At 60.8% G+C, this 17,851-nt stretch carries 16 protein-coding genes; 13 read left to right on the top strand and 3 right to left on the bottom strand.

The genetic code is table 11. The annotated features are described in order from the left end of the window. Both Q0K07_RS07250 and Q0K07_RS07255 read right to left on the bottom strand, forming a co-directional pair. Nucleotides 1-2,624, bottom strand: a 2,624-nt coding sequence (locus tag Q0K07_RS07250) for an FAD-binding protein (RefSeq protein WP_294558082.1), incomplete at its 3' end; no start/stop codon positions are given. Between the two features lie 93 nt (nucleotides 2,625-2,717). Continuing rightward, nucleotides 2,718-4,082, bottom strand: coding sequence for a M23 family metallopeptidase (locus Q0K07_RS07255; protein WP_294558083.1), 1,365 nt, complete (start codon nucleotides 4,080-4,082; stop codon nucleotides 2,718-2,720). Between the two features lie 274 nt (nucleotides 4,083-4,356). On the opposite strand from Q0K07_RS07255, the gene pgsA reads away from it, so the two are divergent. From pgsA to Q0K07_RS07305, 10 genes are all read left to right on the top strand, one after another. Beyond that, entirely contained in the window at nucleotides 4,357-4,947 is a 591-nt protein-coding gene (gene pgsA / locus Q0K07_RS07260) for a CDP-diacylglycerol--glycerol-3-phosphate 3-phosphatidyltransferase (RefSeq protein ID WP_294558084.1), read from the top strand. 18 nt (nucleotides 4,948-4,965) lie between these two features. Further along, on the top strand, nucleotides 4,966-5,328 hold the full coding sequence (locus tag Q0K07_RS07265; RefSeq protein ID WP_294558085.1) for a septum formation initiator family protein: 363 nt from the start codon (nucleotides 4,966-4,968) through the stop codon (nucleotides 5,326-5,328). Further along, nucleotides 5,321-6,421, top strand: a complete 1,101-nt coding sequence (locus tag Q0K07_RS07270) for a hypothetical protein (RefSeq protein WP_294558086.1) — start codon at nucleotides 5,321-5,323, stop codon at nucleotides 6,419-6,421. Before Q0K07_RS07265 ends, Q0K07_RS07270 begins: the two co-directional genes overlap by 8 nt. An 18-nt stretch (nucleotides 6,422-6,439) precedes the next feature. Then, a complete protein-coding gene (locus tag Q0K07_RS07275; RefSeq protein ID WP_294558087.1) occupies nucleotides 6,440-7,207 on the top strand; it encodes a hypothetical protein in 768 nt (255 codons plus the stop codon). Between the two features lie 166 nt (nucleotides 7,208-7,373). Further along, on the top strand, nucleotides 7,374-8,381 hold the full coding sequence (gene fbp, locus Q0K07_RS07280) for a class 1 fructose-bisphosphatase (RefSeq protein WP_294558088.1): 1,008 nt from the start codon (nucleotides 7,374-7,376) through the stop codon (nucleotides 8,379-8,381). Between the two features lie 241 nt (nucleotides 8,382-8,622). Next, nucleotides 8,623-9,705 carry a tRNA (adenosine(37)-N6)-threonylcarbamoyltransferase complex transferase subunit TsaD gene (gene tsaD, locus Q0K07_RS07285; RefSeq protein ID WP_294558089.1) on the top strand — a complete coding sequence of 361 codons (1,083 nt, stop codon included), beginning with the start codon at nucleotides 8,623-8,625 and terminating at the stop codon, nucleotides 9,703-9,705. Nucleotides 9,706-9,820: 115 nt separating this feature from the next. Beyond that, a complete protein-coding gene (trxA, locus tag Q0K07_RS07290) occupies nucleotides 9,821-10,138 on the top strand; it encodes a thioredoxin (RefSeq protein ID WP_294558090.1) in 318 nt (105 codons plus the stop codon). After that, nucleotides 10,135-11,067 carry a thioredoxin-disulfide reductase gene (trxB, locus tag Q0K07_RS07295; protein WP_294558120.1) on the top strand — a complete coding sequence of 311 codons (933 nt, stop codon included), beginning with the start codon at nucleotides 10,135-10,137 and terminating at the stop codon, nucleotides 11,065-11,067. Before trxA ends, trxB begins: the two co-directional genes overlap by 4 nt. Next, the gene (locus Q0K07_RS07300) at nucleotides 11,060-11,785 is read left to right on the top strand and encodes an outer membrane protein assembly factor BamD (RefSeq protein ID WP_294558091.1); all 726 of its coding nucleotides are present in this window, start codon (nucleotides 11,060-11,062) and stop codon (nucleotides 11,783-11,785) included. The genes trxB and Q0K07_RS07300 overlap by 8 nt, the downstream gene beginning before the upstream one ends. A gap of 237 nt (nucleotides 11,786-12,022) precedes the next feature. Further along, nucleotides 12,023-12,802 (top strand): transporter substrate-binding domain-containing protein, encoded by a 780-nt coding sequence (locus Q0K07_RS07305; protein ID WP_294558092.1) that lies wholly within the window; start codon nucleotides 12,023-12,025, stop codon nucleotides 12,800-12,802. Nucleotides 12,803-13,076: 274 nt separating this feature from the next. On the opposite strand, the gene Q0K07_RS07310 is transcribed toward Q0K07_RS07305, so the two are convergent. Next, the gene (locus Q0K07_RS07310; protein ID WP_294558093.1) at nucleotides 13,077-15,026 is read right to left on the bottom strand and encodes a transporter substrate-binding domain-containing protein; all 1,950 of its coding nucleotides are present in this window, start codon (nucleotides 15,024-15,026) and stop codon (nucleotides 13,077-13,079) included. A 220-nt stretch (nucleotides 15,027-15,246) separates the two neighbouring features. On the opposite strand from Q0K07_RS07310, the gene Q0K07_RS07315 reads away from it, so the two are divergent. The 3 genes from Q0K07_RS07315 (at nucleotide 15,247) to Q0K07_RS07325 (ending at nucleotide 17,535) form a co-directional block, all read left to right on the top strand. Next, entirely contained in the window at nucleotides 15,247-16,713 is a 1,467-nt protein-coding gene (locus Q0K07_RS07315) for an aryl-sulfate sulfotransferase (protein WP_294558094.1), read from the top strand. 150 nt (nucleotides 16,714-16,863) lie between these two features. After that, nucleotides 16,864-17,205: a helix-hairpin-helix domain-containing protein gene (locus Q0K07_RS07320; RefSeq protein WP_294558095.1), complete on the top strand. Its 342-nt coding sequence runs from the start codon at nucleotides 16,864-16,866 to the stop codon at nucleotides 17,203-17,205. Nucleotides 17,206-17,223: 18 nt separating this feature from the next. Then, nucleotides 17,224-17,535 carry a type II secretion system protein GspK gene (locus Q0K07_RS07325; RefSeq protein ID WP_294558096.1) on the top strand — a complete coding sequence of 104 codons (312 nt, stop codon included), beginning with the start codon at nucleotides 17,224-17,226 and terminating at the stop codon, nucleotides 17,533-17,535. The last annotated feature ends 316 nt before the right edge of the window (nucleotides 17,536-17,851 follow it).

Below are 17,851 nucleotides of genomic sequence, written 5' to 3' on the forward strand. Positions count from 1 at the left end.
CTGCTCATGCGCCTGCGCCAGACGCGGGGCACCAGCGGAATGAACTGGTTCATCACGTTCTGGCCGAGGGCCGCCATCTTGGCAAAGGCGGGAAGCCTGCCCGCCGGATCGGAGGCAAGCACCTTGAGCACCTGCGCCTTGACGGGGTGGCCGCCCATGCCCTCGCGCTTTACATAGGCAAGGGAGCTCAGGGCCACTTCCGGCGATTCTATCTTCACCGGGCAGACGGAGGTGCAGCGGCCGCAGCCCGTGCAGTGCTCCACCAGATGGCGCAGTTCGCCCAGAAGTTCCTGGGAAGGCCTGCCGCTCGTGACCTGGGAATAATAGATGGCCTCGGTAAGGGCGCCGAGAATGAGATTCTTGTTGCGCGGATTGTACTGGAAGGAGCGCTCGGGGTACACCATGGGGCACACCTGCTTGCACTTGCCGCAGCGCGTGCAGGTCTGCACCTGGGAGAGCAGACGGATGAGGCATTCCTTGTCCGGCAGGCCCGATTCCCGGATATCCGCAATGAGCCGGTTGAAGGAGAAGGTGAAGGGCCGCACCGGCAGCTTGCGCGTGACGAGCTTGCCCGGGTTCAGCAGATCGCGCGGGTCCACGCGCATCTTGAACTCGCGCAGGCTCTCCATCTGCTTCGCATCCAGAAAGGCTATCTTGGTGATGCCTATGCCGTGTTCGCCGGAAACCGCGCCGTCCAGCTCCTGCGTCTTGGCCATGACCTGCATGGCCACATCCTCGGCGTGCTCCATCATGCGCGGATCGTTGGAGTTCACCGGAATGTTCACATGGCAGTTGCCGTCGCCCGCGTGCATGTGGCTCGCCACCACGATGCGGCTGCTCTTCATGTATTCGATGATGCCGTCCACGCGGGAGGCCAGGCGGGGGAAACGCTCCTTCTGGGCGAGGAGCCAGTTTTCGGCCCGGGAGGCCACATCCTCATCCACCAGCGCAGGATCAATGTTGGATTCGTCGCTTGCCGCAACGTGCGAGGCAAAGGAGAATTCCTCATTGAAGGCCGGGTCTTCCAGCGGGAAGCCCTGAAGACGGGAAAGTTCCTGAAGGGCGAAACGGTAGGCGTCCGCCGCGGCCACCACGTTGAGCGCTTCCAGATAACGGGCGAATTCCGGAATACTCTTGATGGGAAGCACCACGTCCTCGTTCATCTTGAAGCCGGACGTGCGCTTGGCAATGGCGGAAAGGCGGTGCCTGTCCTCCCAGAATTCGGCGGCCTGCTTGTCGTCCTTCGCAATGGCGGCAAAAACGTGCGGATCGTCGCCGGCAAGGGCGTAGATGGCCTGCACGGTGTCGTCCAGCACATAGGCGTCGTTGCCGTCCACCTGCACGATAATGACGGAGATGGGGCTGCCCTCGTGCCTGTCGGACTTGCGCTGGTAGTTGATGGCCTGCACATACTTGGAGTTGAACTCCTCAAGAGCGGAAACGCGCACGTCTCCCCCCTGCTCGCGTATTCTGTCGCGCAGATGCACGATCTTGCGCACCAGTTCCGCCGCAGGCACCATGGAGGTGCCGTAGAATTCCAGCACCATCACGCGGGAAAGGGAGGGTTTGGGATGCAGGATGAAGGTGGCCTCGGTGATGATGCCGTCTATGCCTTCCTTCTGCATGCCGGGCAGACCGTCCAGCAGCTTGTTGGTCACGTCCTTGCCGAGACCGTCGTGCCGCACCTCGTTGCCCTTGAGGCGCACCACGTTGCGCATGCCGCCGGAAAGGTCCTTCACCTCGAAGACCACATCCTCGTCGGGCATGATCTTGTGGCCGGGGTGGTTCACCCTTTCAATGCGGATGATCTCGCCCGTGGGCGTGACCATGCTCCAGGAAAGAAGGTTGTCGATGGTGGTGCCGTATTCGAAGCAGAAGGGACCGCCCGAGTTTTCCGACACGTTGCCGCCGATGGTGGAAGCCGTCTTGGAAGCCGGGTCCACGGTGAAGAGCAGGCCCCTGGAGGCCGCGAAGTCGATGGCGTCCTGCGTGACCACGCCCGCCTGACACGTCATGGTGCGCGCCTCCTTGTTCACCGATTTTGCGGTGAGGCGCGTGGTGCTCACCACCACGGTGCGCTTGCGCGTGGGTACGGTGCCGCCCGTCAGCCCCGAAGCGCCGCCGCGGGGAATGATGGCGAACTTCATTTCATTGGCAAGGCGCACCAGCGCGCTGATCTGCTCCGGCGTGTCGGGTTCCACCACCAGAAGAGGCAGTTCCATGCGCAGGTCCGTGGCGTCGGTGGCTGCGGCCACCAGCGCGCCCCGGCGGCGCAGAATGCAGTCGTCGGGCATGATGGAGGAAAGCCTGCCCTTGAGTTCCCGGCAGAATTCCAGCTCCGCCTCGTGGGCGCTCCAGAACATGGTGATGCCTTCGCTTATGGCCGTGGCATACTGATGGGCAAGGGAGGGAGATTCCGCCTGATAATGCTCATTGACGCTTTTCTTCACGTCCCCTGCGGAAATGAAGGGGTTGTACGCCACGAGGAAAAGCTCTTCCGCTATATCGATGGCAAGCTCTCTCACGCTCTGGGGCCAGCGCTCGAATTCATCCAGATTGATGCGGAGTATGCGGTTGACCACATATTCTGCCGAGATGGAAATGTGGGGCCCTTTATGGGGCATGGCTCTCTCCTTGAAAACGAAAAAAAGGGAGGCCCGGCGGAGCTTTCGCCCCGCAGGGCCGTGTATGGGTCCCGCCCGGAGGCAAGGAATCTTTTACAGGGAAATGTTCAGCCGTGAGGTAATGTTGTTCTTTACCCAGGTCGGGTCCAGCCATTCCAGGGGCTGAACAGGCACGCCGCCCACCAGCACGCCGAAGTGCAGGTGATCGCCGCCGGCAAGACCGCTCGTTCCCGTGCGGCCTATGATCTGCCCGGCCTCCACCGTATCGCCCACCTTCACGTTGTATTCGCTGAGGTGGGAATACTGCGTCATGAGGCCCATGCCGTGTTCCACGAGGATCATGTTGCCGTGTATGCCGAGATAGTCCACCCAGACCACGCGGCCCGCCTGCGCGGCGGGAACTTCGGCGTGAGCCACGGAGGCAAGGTCAAGCCCCATGTGCGTCTGTTCGTCGATCTTCTGCCGGTTGCCGTCCACATAGGTGCGGAAGTCGCCGAAATTGGCCTTCACCGCAGAGCGGGGCAGGCGGCGGAAGGTGCCCTTCCACAGAAAATGCGGAGAGTTGTTCGCCGGGTTCGAGCCGACCTCGATGAGCGTTGCGTCGTTGCCCACGCGCACCTTGTTGTTGGAGCAGAGGTACTGATCCAGGGGCGTGCTCTTTTCCGGGCAGAGCTGGGCGAGTTCGTCGGCCTTGAAATTAAGGAAGGACTCGGGAATGTTCAGCGTGTCCGAACGGTAGTTGCGGTTCAGGGCGCGCACGAGAAGCCGGCTTGAGGTCACGTTGCCCGCAAGGTCGCGCGCCATGATCTCGGGCAGGTAGTTGCCCGTGGTGATGGAAATGGGGAAGGGGAAGAGGCAGGCATAGGCGCCGTTCGCCTGCTTGTAGCCGGGGAAGAACAGATCTCCCACGCGCACGCCCGTCTGTTCCACGTCTTCCGAAACGGTGTACACGATGAGGCCGCTGCCGCCGCGGTACACGGCGGGAGGCCCGGTTCTCACCGCAATGCGCGGAGGCTGGGAATCGAGCACCAGGGGCAGGTTCAGCGTGGTGGCGTTGCCCCGGCCGAAACCGGCGTAGGAGCCGTCCACCACCTTGATTTCCAGCTCGAAGGCACCCTCGGGAAGGCGCGTTTCTTTAAGATTGAACGAGGCCTTGCGCTGCGTTTCCAGGGTGGCGAAGGTCTGCTGGAGCACCGTCATGGACTGATCGCCCCGCTTCACCGTCACGGAAACAGACTGCACGCCGGATTTGTCGCTCATGTCGAGCTCGATGTTCTGGGCAAGGCCCACCCTGCCCTTGAGTTCCGGCGTCATGGTCACGGTGGGACCGCTCATGTCGCGGAGGAGAAAATACGCGCCCGCACCCGCGAGAGCCAGAATGACGAGCATGGCGATGACGGAAAGTCCGGAAGAGGAACGTCGGGACGAAGAGCGATATATGGATTGTCGTCTGAACAAGGTGGATTCCTTTCAGGGCACGGGGCCCAAGGTCTGACCGCGCCACCTTTTGGTGCGGCGGAAGATATTTTCCGCATACTGGGCGCACAAGTCAAGAAGCTGGAACGGAGATTTTTCTTTCCGTCCCCATACTCCGGGACAGGCTGTTTTTCCGGCTATATTCTTCCGGAAGAAGACGCTTTTTCCCCGCGCGCCCCCGCCTTCCTCCTTGCCGCGCAGGCACTGTTTGTGATAAGGCCTAAGCCATGACATGTCCTTGAGCGGGAGTTGAGAGATGTTTCTTTCCGATATCATGCAGATCTTCAGGAAAATGGGCTGGGCCAACCGCATTACCATGATGCGCATAGGGGCGGTGCTGCCCATCCTTCTGCTTATCCACTTCCCCAACATCTACACCTGCTGGATCGCCATGTTCCTCTTTGTGGCGGCCGCCGTCACCGACTTTCTCGACGGCTACATCGCCCGCCGCGAAAAGCAGGTGACGAACTTCGGCAAGTTCCTCGATCCCCTGGCCGACAAGCTGCTCATCTGCTCCATTCTCATTGAAATGGTGGGCCTCGGCTGGGTGCCCGCGTGGATCGTCATCATCATTATCATGCGCGAACTCGCCGTCACGGGCCTGCGCGCCGTGGCCGCCGACAAGGGCGTGGTCATCGCCGCCGACTGGTACGGCAAGTGGAAGACGGTGTTCCAGATCATCGCCATGGTGCCGCTGCTCATCCACTTCCCCTTCCTGGGCCTGCCCGTGCACCTCATCGGCACCGTCATCCTCTACATTGCGCTGGTGCTCACCATCTTCTCCGGCTGCAACTACTTCTACCTGTTCTATCGCCAGTGGCGCGACAATCTGGCGGAAAACCACTAGCCTTCTCCCGGTGCACCCGTGTCCACGAATCGCCGTATTTCCAACAAAGCCTTCTGGTGGAAGCTCTCCCTGCTCGTCCTCGCCGTCATGCTCAATGTGGCGCTTGCCAGCCGCATTGTGTGGGGTTCGCACAGCCTTTACACCTGGCGCGTGCTCAAGGAAAAGCAGAGTGAACTGACCCAGGAACTCGCCGCCCTCGATGAAAAGCGCGCCGAACTCTCCCGCGAGATACGCCTGCTCAAGACCGACCCCGCCTATGTGGAAAAGGTCATCCGCCAGCGCCTCAATTATGTGAGAAAGAACGAAATTCTCTACCTCTTCGATAAAAGCAGGGAAAATTCCGCATGGCTTGAGGCAGGAACGGACAGCAAGCATGAATGAAGGCTCATCTTCCATGAATCCGCCCCTGTCCGAACATTCCCGGCCGGAAAAGGCGCTCTGGTATCAGGAAGTGCTCTCTCTCGACCCCGCTTCCCGCATCTTTCTTCCGTACGCCCGCCTGCTTGCGGAACACGGCCGCCGTACCGAGGCTCTGGACATTCTCCGGGCCGGTCTTGCGCGGCACCCGGAATATCTTGAGGCCCGGCTCTTCTTCATCGACCTGCTCCGGGACTCCGGCGAGGAAAACGCGGCCGCTCTTGAGGCCGCGCCGCTCATCGAATCCCTTTCCCGATGCTCCGCCCTGTGGGACATCTGGAGCCGCCGCCCCGGCGTGCGCCCCGATGTCGCCGCCATGCTTCTTTTCTTCGGCGCGACCTTTAAAGAAGGCGGGCCGAGCATGGCCGACGTGTTCCGCGCGGGCCTGAAGGCCCTTGAAGAAAAGGGCGCGGCGTCGGAGGCTTCCCCTGCGGAGGCCGGGGAAGCACGGCAGGAAGAAACGCACGAAAAGCAGGCGGAAGATATCCCCGTAAAGGCTGAGGAGCCGGCAGACGAGGCTCCGGAAGCGCCCGCCGCCCCCCTTGCCTCCGCTGCCGGGGAAAAAGAGGCTCCCGCCGATGCCGGAAAGGCCGCGCCCTGCTTTATCATGAGCGAGGACACCCCCTGGTACAGCCTCGATGCCGTTCCCGATGACGACGACATCGACGATGACGAGCCCGCCCCGGAGGCGCCCGCCCTTTCTCCCGCCCTTCAGGAGCTTTTCTTCCCCGCCTCTCAGGAAAAAGAGCCGCAGGACGAAGACGATCCTGCCGCACACGCCGTGCCCCGCTCCGCACTGGAGGGGAAAAGCTCCCTGTGCACCCGCTCCATGGCGCGCATTCTGGAAGAACAGGGCGCCACGGTGGAAGCGGCCGATATTTACCGCGAACTTCTGGAGAGCAGCGCCTCCCCCGAGGAGCGCGCGGAACTGAACGCGAAACTCGACAGCCTCCGGCAGGGCTCGGACAACGCCGCCCCCGCCGCTCCCGCCTCTTCCGGCATTCTGGACATGCTGGAAACGCTCGCCGTCAGGCTGGAAAACAAATCCCGCGCCTGATGCGCGGCAGGAGATACCATGCGCAGTCGCATACTCCCCGTTTTTCTCTGTCTTCTTGCAGCCGCGGCGCTGGCCCTTTCCGGCTGTGCACAGGTCACAAGCGCCTATAAGGAGACGAAGACCTTCTATCATACGCACATCAACCGCCCCTCCACGCTGAACACCGAGGAGCGCACCGTGCTGGAAGATCCTCAGCGCGCCCTGGTGCAGAGCGTCATGCCCATCGACGAAGAACTGACCAAGCTGGAAAAGGCGCTGGATGCTCTGGGCACCCCGCCGGACGGAGAAACCGCGGCAAGCCTGCTGCGCCGCTTCCCGTGGCTTTCCGGCCTGGCCATGGTCGCGCCCGACGGCACTCTCGGCGTGTCCATCCCCTCCGTGCCGCTCAAGCAGCTCGACTACTCGCCCCTTCTGGAACTTGCGCCCAAGGCATTGCCCCGCGACCTGCGCTCCAGCGTGCAGGATACCCCCCTCGGACCGGAAATTCTCCTTGCACGGCCCTTCCTGCAGGAAGATCAGCTGCAGGTGCTGCTCGTGGCCACCTTCGACTTCCGCGCCCTGCTGCCCTTCGCCTCCTCTCCGGGTGACATCATCGTGCGTTCTCCCGACGTGCTCATCTGGACCGGCGATCTGGACTACTCCTCGACTCCCATGGCTTCCATCAACTGGGAAGAATATCTCAAGGAATATTCCGACGGTGTTCTTACCAACGAAAACGGCTCCATGCTGTGGTTTTCCCGCTATCTCGGCGGAAAGCCTCTGGTTTTCGCCTCCCCTCTGCGTTAGAAATGTCCCTTTCAGGCCGGCATGGACTCTGAATTGTATATTGAGCCTTATTGCACATTCGTCCTTGTTTATGGTATAACTGCCATCAAATAACAGAAGCTCCGATCCTTCCGCAGCGCGTATATCCACATGCGACAGACCGGAGCCGACACCAAGGAGCCTGGATATGTCTGAAGTCACTGCAATTGAACACCTTATCGCATCGCAACGCAGATGGTCGCCTCAGGCTACGGGGCAGTTCACCTCGCTGATGCACGACCTTATTCTTTCGGCAAAAATCATTTCCAGAAACGTCAACCAGGCCGGCCTGGTGGATATTCTGGGCGCGACTGGTGCCGTCAATGTGCAGGGCGAACAGGTGCAGAAGCTCGACACCTTCGCCAACAACACTCTGGTCTACAGGATGCAGAGCTCCGGCGCCGTCTGCGCCGTCGGCTCCGAAGAAATGGCCGAGCCTTTCTTCGTTCCTGAAAACGAACCTCACGGCCATTACGTCATCTTCTTCGATCCGCTGGACGGTTCCTCCAACATCGACGTGGGCGTGAGCATCGGCACCATCTTCTCCATCTACCGTCGTTCCGACACCCAGAACTACTGGGAACTCAATACCGAAGCGCTGCTGCGTCCCGGTCTGGAACAGGTGGCTGCCGGTTACTTCCTCTACGGCTCCTCCACCATGCTGGTGTACTCCACCGGCCACGGTGTCAACGGCTTCACCCTCGACTCCTCCATCGGCGAATTTCTGCTGACCCATCCCAATATCCAGATTCCGCGCGTGGGCAAGTACTACTCCGCCAACCACGGCTACTACAACTACTGGGATGAAGCCACGCAGAAGGCCGTGCATTCCTTCTCCAGGCCCACGGGTCTGCCTCCCCGCTCCACCCGCTATGTGGGTTCCCTGGTGGCCGACTTCCACCGCACCCTGCTCAAGGGCGGCGTGTTCTTCTACACCGAAGACTCCAAGCATCCCAGCGGCAAGCTCCGTCTGATGTACGAAGCCGCGCCCATGGCCTTCCTGGCCGAACAGGCCGGAGGCAAGGCCGTCGACGGCAAGATGCGCATTCTGGAAAAGGTGCCTACCGCCATCCATGAACGCACGCCTCTCATCATCGGTTCCGCCGACGACGTGGATCAGGTGCTCGACGTGTACAAGGAATGCGGCAAGATCTGATCTCCCCGCTTCATAACACATAACTCTCATACAGCCGCGCGCCGGTATTCCGACGCGCGGCTGGTTCTCTCAGGAAAAGACGGAACACTCCAGGCTCCGCTCCCTTTCCGGGGCCCGGGCGCATGAGACGCCCCCCCGCAGGGAACAGCAGGCTCCCTGTCTTCCGGAACGCGGCTTCTGCCGTGACCATTCCCCGAAACACTCTCACAGGCGGCAGCACCGCACATATTTCAGGTTCATCATGCTGGTTCTGGGTATAGAAAGTTCTTGTGACGAAACCGCCCTCGCTCTGGTGGACGACTCCGGCGTCCGCGCTTCCGTAATTTCCAGCCAGGCCGACATTCACGCCCTTTTCGGCGGCGTGGTGCCGGAACTTGCCTCAAGGGAGCACGCCCGTCTCATCGGGCCTCTTCTCGACAGCCTCCTTGAAAAGGCAGGTCTCGGCCCCGATCCGTGGGCCGGGGTGGACTACATCGCGGTCACGCGCGGGCCCGGGCTCATGGGGAGCCTGCTCGTGGGCGTGGCCTTTGCCAAGGGCCTTGCCCTGGCGCACGACATACCGCTCATCGGCATCGATCACCTTCAGGGGCACCTTCTTGCGGCGGAGCTGGAAAACGAGATTCTCTGGCCCGCCCTCGGCGTGCTCATTTCCGGCGGGCACACGCATCTTTACCGCATGGACGGCCCCGTGGACATGACGGTTCTCGGCAAGACCATGGACGATGCGGCAGGAGAAGCCTGCGACAAGTTCGCCAAGGCCGCGGGCCTGCCCTACCCCGGCGGCGCCCTGCTCGACGCGCTGGGCAGGCGCGGCACGGCCGATCCGCACCTTTTCCCCCGGCCCTACACCCACAACGACAACCTCGACTTCAGCTTCAGCGGGCTCAAGACCGCGGGCGCGCTCTGGCTTTCCCAGCACCCTGAGGCCCGCTTCCCCGCAGGCGACAGCCCGGCAAAGGAAAGGCTGGATCAGGCCTCGCAGGAGCTCTGCGACGCGGCGGCCTCCTACCTGCTGGCCATAGCCGAAACGCTCACCATCAAGGCAGAGCGCGCCATGGAACATTTTTCCCCCAAAAGCATCGTGGTCGCCGGGGGCGTGGCCGCCAACAGCGTGGTGCGGGAAAAGTTCGCCGCTCTTGCGCAGAAGCGCGGCATTCCCCTGTTCATTCCGCGCCTTTCCCTCTGCGGCGACAATGCCGTCATGATCGCCAAAGCGGGCTGGCACATGGCCCGGGCCGGGCGCGTGCACGATCTTTCCCTTTCGGCCATTCCCCGCGGGCAGGTCATTCCCCAGGACTGGAAAACTCTCCGGGCCCTGCCTTGACAGCAGGATACCCTGCCCCTACAATCATTCCGCATCATTTTTTTTCGTGATAAGACAAGGGAACGCCGGGAAAGGTCCCCGCGCCCTGTAAGCCATTTTCATGAAGGAGATCATCATGTCCACCGCAGTTACTGATGCCACTTTTGAAAGCGTCGTCATCAAGTCCTCCATTCCCGTTCTCGTCGACTTCTGGGCCCCCTGGTGCGGCCCCTGCCGCGGCATCGGCCCCATCGTGGAGGAACTGGCCGCCGAATACGAAGGCAAGGCCCTCGTGTGCAAGGTCAATGTGGACGAAAACACCAGAATTCCCAGCCTGTTCGGCATTCGCGCCATCCCCACCCTCATCGTCTTCAAGGACGGTGAAGTGGTCGATCAGGTCACGGGCGCCGTGGCCAAGTCCCACCTCGTATCCATGCTTGAAAAGGCTTTCTGATGCTGTACGATGCCGCTGTCATCGGCGCAGGGCCGGCCGGGATCACCGCGGCCCTGTATCTGATCCGTTCCGGTCTCAGCGTGGCCCTGGTGGAGACTTCCGCCACGGGCGGACAGATACTGAGCACGGCTGAAATCGAAAACTATCCCGGATTCCCCAAGGGTATCAAGGGCTGGGAACTGGCCGACCTCTTCGACGCGCACCTTGCCGGCTATGCCGTGGAACGTGTGCGGGGCAAGGTTCTTTCCGTGGAAGCGCGGGAGGACAGAACCTTCCGCATCGCCCTTGCCGAAGGCGGAGAACTCGAAGCCAGAACCGTGGTGGCCTGCACCGGCGCGCATCACCGCACGCTGGGAGCTCCCGGCGAGGAAACCTTCCTCGGCCGCGGCGTGTCCTACTGCGCGGTGTGCGACGGCAACTTCTACCGCGGCCGCGACGTGGTCGTGGTGGGCGGCGGCAACTCCGCCCTGGAAGAGGCCCTGTACCTTTCCCGCATCGTGAACAAGGTCTACATCGTGCATCGCCGCGATGCGTTCCGCGGCGCCATGGTCTATCAGGACAAGGTGCGCGAAGCGGCCAACATCGAGCTTGTGACCGGCTGTGTGGTGGATGAGATCCGCGGCGGAAACGCCGGCATGGATTCCGTCGTCGTGCGCCGTGTGGACAGCGGCGAAACGCGCGTCATCACCGCCGAGGGCATCTTCATCTATGTGGGCATGGAGCCCATCAGCGGATATCTCCCCGCCGGAGTCGAACGCGACGCCGCAGGATTCATCAAGACGGATGCCGAAATGTGCACCAGCATTCCCGGCGTCTTCGCCGCCGGCGACATACGCTCCAAGCGCTGCCGCCAGGTGAGCAGTGCCGTGGGCGACGGTGCCACGGCGGCGACCGCGGCCTCGTCCTATCTGGAGCAATGGAATGCGTAAACTGCTTGTCATGGGTGTGCTTGCCTGCACCCTCTTTCTGAGCGGATGCACCCTGGTGGATGAATATTTCCTGCCGCCGCCCGACGATACGGTGCAGGAAATCTTTGAAGCCGGCAACGATGCCATGCGGGAGAAGGATTACTCCCAGGCCATCGTCTACTACACCCGTATCAAGGATGAATTCCCCTTCAGCCCCTATGTCATAGAATCCGAACTGGCCCTCGCGGACGCGCACTATCTGGCGGAGGACTATCTTCTGGCGGCGGAAGCCTACAAGGACTTTGAAACCCTGCATCCCCGTCACGAAGCCATCCCCTATGTGCTCTACCAGCTCGGCATGTCGCTGAAGAAATCCTATACGTCCATCGACCATTCCGCCACGGCGGTCAATGAGGCCCTGGAATACTTCACCAGGCTTCAGCAGGAATACCCCGATACGGAATACGGCAAGAACGCCGCCGACCGCATCGCCGAATGCCGGAAGACGCTGGCCCAGCGCGAGCTGTTCATCGCCAACGTGTTCTGGGGCATGGAAAACTATCAGGCCGCGTGGACGCGCTACCAGCATGTGGTACGCACCTACCCCGATGTGAAGGAAGAGGCGGAATACGCCAGGACCAAGGGCGAGGCGGCCTACCTGAAATACCGCCAGGAAGAAGCCCAGAGCATGCGGGAACATCAGCAGGGCAGCTGGAAGGACTGGTTCCGCTGGCTGTAGAAACCATACGCCATGTAAAAAAGAGCGCCGACGTCATGCCGGCGCTCTTTTTTTGCCCTTTCCGGCCGCCTGGAAGCGGAAAAACTCCCGGAATCCACCGCAACAGGGCAGGAAAAAGAGGAAAATTACCCTTTCCCGCACGGGAAAAGGCCTCTGCCTCTGGACATCACGGCCCTTTTGCCCCTAGTGTAGGAACACTTTCCCCCATGAAAGCGCAAACCAAGAGGAGGATCTCCCATGCTCAAACAGTTCCTTACGGCCTCGGTCATTCTTGCCGCCGTCACCGGTCTCACCCTGAACGACGCCGAGGCAAGAAGCCTGAACGAAATCAAGGCCAGCGGCAAGCTGCTGGTCGGCACCACGGGCGACTACAAGCCCATGAGCTACCTGAACAAGGAAACCGGCAAGTACGAAGGTTTCGACGCGGAAATGGCCGCCTCCCTGGCCAAGAAGCTCGGCGTGGAACTTGTGTATGTGCCCACCACCTGGAAGACGCTTCAGGCCGATACCCTGGCCGACAAGTTCGACGTGGCCATGTGCGGCATCACCGTGACCGACGCCCGCAAGGAAGTGATGGCCATGTCCGATCCTTACCTCACCTTCGGCAAGACCATCCTCGTCACCAAGTCCAAGGCGGCGCAGTTCAAGTCGCTGGACGACGTGAACCAGCCTTCCGTGCGCGTGATGTACAACCCCGGCGGCACCAACGAAAAGTTCGCCAAGGAATCCACGCCCAAGGCCCAGCTCATCATGCATGAACAGAACGCCGAAATCCCCGGCCTCGTGGGTGAAGGCAAGGCCGACGTCATGATCACCGAAACCATGGAAGCCGTGCGCTACGTCAAGGACAATCCCAAGGTGGCCGCTCCTCTGGTGGACAAGCCCTTCACGCAGAATCACTTCGGCGTGCTCATGAGCAAGGAATGCCCCAGCCTGCTCAAGGCCGTGAACGACTGGATGGCCGGCATCAAGGCCGACGGCACCATGGCCAGGTGGGAAAACCAGTACATCAAGTAAGGTGAACAAAGCGCCCCGGGCGCTTTGACGGCATGCATACCGCATCCGGGCGGGAGCGCAGGCTCCGCCCGGATATTTTTGTTCCCGCGGTGGAACACAAGACCGCTCTTTGCCCCTTCCGCCCCTTTTGCGGGGCTTCCGGCATGCTCCGGGAAAGGTAGCCCTGCCGGGCACAGAACAAAGGCAGGCCTGCACAGCAGAAATATCTGCCGGGGCAGGCCTTCTGCCTGCCAAAAAGGCACGCCGCGGCCTTTTGCAGCAGGGTATGGAGGCGCTATTCGTCCTCCTCCGCCGCAGGGAAGGAAAGGGACATGGTGGAGCCTTCTCCGGGTGCGGAATGGGCCTCGATATGCCCTTCATGCAGTTCCACGATGTGCCGGGAAATGTACAGGCCCAGCCCGAAGCCCCGGCTCCCCTTGGTGGAGAAGAAAGGCTCGAAGATCTTTTTCCTGTTCTCCTCGGCTATGCCGCTGCCGCAGTCGGAAATATCCAGCATGACGCGCCCGCCCTCGCAGCGGCCTTCCAGCACCAGGGCGCGGAATCCTCCCTCCGTTTCCATGCTGTCGAGTGCATTGATCATGAGGTTCAGCACCAGCTGTTCCAGCAGGGTACGGTTGCCGCGCATGGGCAGATGTTCCGGCAGAAGGCTCTCGTCCACCCTGACCGTACGCAGGCGCGGCCGCAGGAAAAAGAGCGCGTCGCGGGCGATGAGGGCCAGATTCTGGGTTTCGTACTGCACCGAGTCGGGCAGAGCGATGTGCATGAGCCGCCTTGTGGTGTTCACGGCCCGCTCACCGTTGCGGTGTATGGCCTTGAGAAGCGGGCGCAGAGGGCTGTCTTCGGGGCAGTCCTCCAGGGCAAGTTCCGCATTGGCCATGACGATGCCTATGGGATTGTTGATCTCATGGGCCACGCCTGCGGCCATTTTGCCGAGTACGGCCAGCCGCTCCATTTCCATGACCTGCCTGTCCAGCCTGCGCCGCTCGGTCATGTCGCGCCCTATGAGGCATATGGCGTAGGGCGAGGCCTCCATGTCGGCCATGAACAGGTTGACCTCCAGCACCAGTTCCTGTTCCGTACCCGGGGCCAGGGTGATTTCCCGGCGAAGCGCGCCCTTCTGCGGAATAAGCTCCACAAAGCGTTCCAGGCAGCCGTTGGTTTCCTCGCACAGGGCCTCCATGAGCACGGAGCTGTGCCCGCTCTCCTCAATATGCAGCACGCCCCTTGCCGCCCGGTTGGAAAGCCTGATCTGCCCGTCTGCATCCAGCAGAAGGATGATGTCCGGCGATTCCTCGATGAGGTCGCGGTATTTTCTTTCCGAACGAATAAGTCTGCGCGACACCTTGCGCACCTGACGCTTGAGCGCATAGATCCAGGTGACGGAGGCAATGAAGATGCAGCACAGAAAAACCACCGTGAAAAGGATATAATACTGGTACTGCTCCCAGAGCGTGGGCACATACAGGGCGCGGCCCAGCCATTTCGTGCGCAGGTTCTCCACCTCGCCGCTCTCCTCAAGGTGCACCAGAGCGCTCGTCATGCGTTCCAGCAGACCGGACTGCCTGCCCACCATCATGACCATGGGAATACGCTCCAGAGAGCCGCCCATGACCCTGATGTTCTTGTACTTCTTGCTCTGCACGATATGGAAGGCCATTTCCACGGAACTGGCGATGTACGCTTCCGCCTCACCGGCCACCAGACGGTTCAGCGCGTTGGTGATGGAATCGGCCTGCACCACGGTGCAGCCCATGTCCAGCATCTTGGGAATATAGGTGTCCCCGCGCTGAAGAATGACCCTGCGCCCGGCCATGTCCTGTTCCATGGCGAACTGATGTTCCTGCCCCACCACCAGAATGGCCCGGTTCAGGGCAAGCGGCGTGACCAGCACGTCGGAAAAATCGTTCTTCAGATTCACGGGCAGAAGCCCCACCACGGCGTCGATTTCGCCGCGCTGAAGCTTCTGTTCCAGCTTGCGGGCATTGCTCTGCACAAAGACGATGTCCATGTTGAGTTCCCCGGCCATTTTCACGCTGAGATCCACGGCAAGGCCGAGAAGCCCGTCACGGCTCTCGTTCAGAAAGGAAAGGGGGGCGGAATTGGGCGGCACGCCGATGACAAGCCTTCTTTCCCGCTCCGCGGCACAGGCCTCCCCCTCCGCCGACGGCGAAAAGGGACAAAGCTGCACGGACGCCATGACGGCAAAAAGAACAAGAATTCGCATGAAAGACTCCCTTCCAGCATAAGACACCATGCGTCTTTCCTCCGCAAGGAAAAAAAACGTACGGATTTTCGCACAGCACCGCCTTCCGTGTGCGGCAATCCCCACGAACGGCAGAAAGCGTGTGCACAATCTTATTGATATTACAATAAAAAGAACTATGGCACGCTCTTTGCTAGGTGCATAGGGAATCACACCCGTTTTCAACCTCAAAGGAAGTCACATGAATCGTCGTCAATTCCTCATGGGTCTGTCCGCGGCCGCCGCGGCCACTGCGGCGCCTTCTCTGGGCTGGGCGTTTCCTTCCGTGTTCCCTCACGGCACCACCATCTACAAACCGGAAAAATGCTGGAACGGCTATACCGTGTTCGGTGTGGAAACGGCCGGACAGGGCTGCGTGCTCATCGACATGAACGGCAACGTCGTGCATGAATGGAAAAACGTGAGCGAACTTGAGCATCCCACGAAGCTGCTCAAGGGCGGCTACGTCATGGGTGCCACAAGGCAGAAACCGGAAATGGTAGGCCGCACCTACGGTGATCCCATGTCCGCCGACCTTTCCATCTGCGACTGGAACGGCAAGATCGTGCGCAACATCCCCCTGGCGGGCATGCACCACGACTTTCAGGTGGAAGGCAACCCCACCGGCTACCACAGCCCGGACATGCCCGTGGAATACAAGCCGGAAGGCAAGATCATCGTGCTCTCCCACCTGTTCACCGAAAACCCGGCCATCACGAACAAGAAGCCCCTGGATGACGACTACATCTTCGAGGTGGACAAGGACAACAACATTCTCTGGGACTGGAAGGCCTGCGAGCATTTCGACGAACTGAAGCTCCCCGACGACCTCAAGAAGTCCATGCACAAGTTCCCCACCTGGCAGATGACCCGCACCCCGGGTGTGAGAGCCGCGGACTGGATGCACATGAACGCCGCCTCTCCCCTCGGCCCCAACCACTGGTATGACGAAGATCCGGTGAAATATGCGGTCTTCCATCCCGACAACATCATCTGCTCCTGCCGCCAGCTCAACACCTGCTTCATCATCGACAAGGCCACCAAGAAGATCGTGTGGCAGATAGGCCCCACCTTCTACCCCGACGACAAGTGGATATTCGGCGGCAGGGAATACAAGCGCGCGCTGTACAAGCTCGGCCAGATCGTGGGTCAGCACCACTGCCACATGATTCCCAAGGGCCTGCCCGGCGCGGGCAACATCCTTGTGTACGACAACGGCGGCTTTGCCGGTTACGGCGACAGGAACCCCACCTCCCCCATGGGCTGGAGCAACGCAAGACGCGATTATTCCCGTGTCATCGAGTTCGATCCGGTCACCCTCAAGAAGGTGTGGGAACACTCCGCCGCCACCATGGGCCTGCGCGAAACCTACAAGTTCTACAGCGACTATGTGAGCTCCGCCCAGCGCCTGCCCAACGGCAACACCCTCATCACCAACGGCGCCGTGGGCCAGTTCCAGGAAGTCACGCCCGACCATGAAATCGTGTGGGAATACATAAGCCCCTGGTACAACCCCAACGGCAAGTTCAATCTGGTGTACCGCGCCTACCGCGTGCCCTACGACTATGTGCCCCAGCTCAAGAAGCCGCAGGAATTCGCCGTCAACCCGCCGGAAAACACCACCTTCAAGATTGCTGCCGAAAAAACGCCCTATCAGCCCGGCAAGTAAAGCGGAAGGCTCCTGAAGAGCATTCTTCGGGAGCCTTGCGCCCGCGCACGGCGGAAACAGCGCGGTTTCTCTCGCAATCGGCGCGGGCGTCCGCTCCCGCGCCTTCCGGACGGTTTTCTTGAAAAAGCAAGCCGCGCTTACGGAGCCACCATGAAAAAACTCATCTCCACCCTTTCTCTCTGCGCTCTTCTCGCCTGCGCCGCCCCGGCCATGGCCGATGAAGACCTCGTGCCCGGCGAAGGGGCCATCAATCTCAACACCGCCACCGTGGAAGAGCTGATGTCCATCCCCGACGCGAACATCACCAGGGAAATGGCCGAAGCCATGGTGAAAATGGCCAGGGAAAAGCCCTTCGTCATGGCCGAAGACCTGCTCAAGGTTCCCGGACTCGACAACAAGACCCTGGAAGCCATCAATCCTGTGGAAGAACAGAACAGCCTGTGGTACGATCCCGACAACGCCGAAATGACGCTTGCCCCCTCCAAGTGCTGAACATAGAAGGAGAAAATAATGAAATTCTCGCATACGCTCATTCTTACCGTCATGGCCTGCACCCTGGCCGCTCCCGCCTATGCCGGTTCCTTCAGCTTCAACAAGGCCAGTGCGGAAAAAATGGTGGCCGCCTGCAAGGAAGAAGGCATCGAGCTGACCATGGATCAGGCGAACGCCATTGTCGCCGCCCGCAAGGATAAACGCTTCACCACCGTGGACGACCTCACCGACATCCTTCCCGGCCGCAAGATCTCCGAGCTTGACCCCATCGAAGAAGATGACGACCTCATCTTCAACCCCAATGCCATGCCCGGCATGAAGGCCTACTAAGCCGCAGAAACACCGCTCCTTCAGGAAAAGTTCCCGTGCCCGGAAGGCGGATCCTTTGCAGGATCCGCCTTCTTTTTTTTCTTTCCCTTCAAAAAAGCCTTTCCGAAGCGCCCGGAAAGCATACGCTTTTCCTCCCGCCTCTTTTTTTTTCGTACGGTTTTCCGTACAGTGCGTTCCGCACTTCACATGAAACAATCCCGACAGACGCTGTAATATATTGAAAGAAAAAACAATCGGATTGCATGGTATAATTCTTGCATTTCCTTTCGCAGGTTCCGCAGGACAAGGCGGCGGCAATCCGCCCGCCCTTTCCGCC

Source organism: uncultured Mailhella sp. (assembly GCF_944324615.1).
Classification (GTDB): Bacteria; Desulfobacterota; Desulfovibrionia; order Desulfovibrionales; family Desulfovibrionaceae; genus Mailhella.

What these genes read in the sequence shown, in the direction of transcription:
- pgsA (WP_294558084.1), top strand. Translation starts at nt 4,357, where the DNA reads ATGTTTCTTTCCGATATCATGCAGATCTTCAGGAAAATGGGCTGGGCC.
- Q0K07_RS07270 (WP_294558086.1), top strand. Translation starts at nt 5,321, where the DNA reads ATGAATGAAGGCTCATCTTCCATGAATCCGCCCCTGTCCGAACATTCC.
- Q0K07_RS07275 (WP_294558087.1), top strand. Translation starts at nt 6,440, where the DNA reads ATGCGCAGTCGCATACTCCCCGTTTTTCTCTGTCTTCTTGCAGCCGCG.
- fbp (WP_294558088.1), top strand. Translation starts at nt 7,374, where the DNA reads ATGTCTGAAGTCACTGCAATTGAACACCTTATCGCATCGCAACGCAGA.
- tsaD (WP_294558089.1), top strand. Translation starts at nt 8,623, where the DNA reads ATGCTGGTTCTGGGTATAGAAAGTTCTTGTGACGAAACCGCCCTCGCT.
- trxA (WP_294558090.1), top strand. Translation starts at nt 9,821, where the DNA reads ATGTCCACCGCAGTTACTGATGCCACTTTTGAAAGCGTCGTCATCAAG.
- Q0K07_RS07300 (WP_294558091.1), top strand. Translation starts at nt 11,060, where the DNA reads ATGCGTAAACTGCTTGTCATGGGTGTGCTTGCCTGCACCCTCTTTCTG.
- Q0K07_RS07305 (WP_294558092.1), top strand. Translation starts at nt 12,023, where the DNA reads ATGCTCAAACAGTTCCTTACGGCCTCGGTCATTCTTGCCGCCGTCACC.
- Q0K07_RS07310 (WP_294558093.1), bottom strand. Translation starts at nt 15,026, where the DNA reads ATGCGAATTCTTGTTCTTTTTGCCGTCATGGCGTCCGTGCAGCTTTGT.
- Q0K07_RS07315 (WP_294558094.1), top strand. Translation starts at nt 15,247, where the DNA reads ATGAATCGTCGTCAATTCCTCATGGGTCTGTCCGCGGCCGCCGCGGCC.
- Q0K07_RS07320 (WP_294558095.1), top strand. Translation starts at nt 16,864, where the DNA reads ATGAAAAAACTCATCTCCACCCTTTCTCTCTGCGCTCTTCTCGCCTGC.
- Q0K07_RS07325 (WP_294558096.1), top strand. Translation starts at nt 17,224, where the DNA reads ATGAAATTCTCGCATACGCTCATTCTTACCGTCATGGCCTGCACCCTG.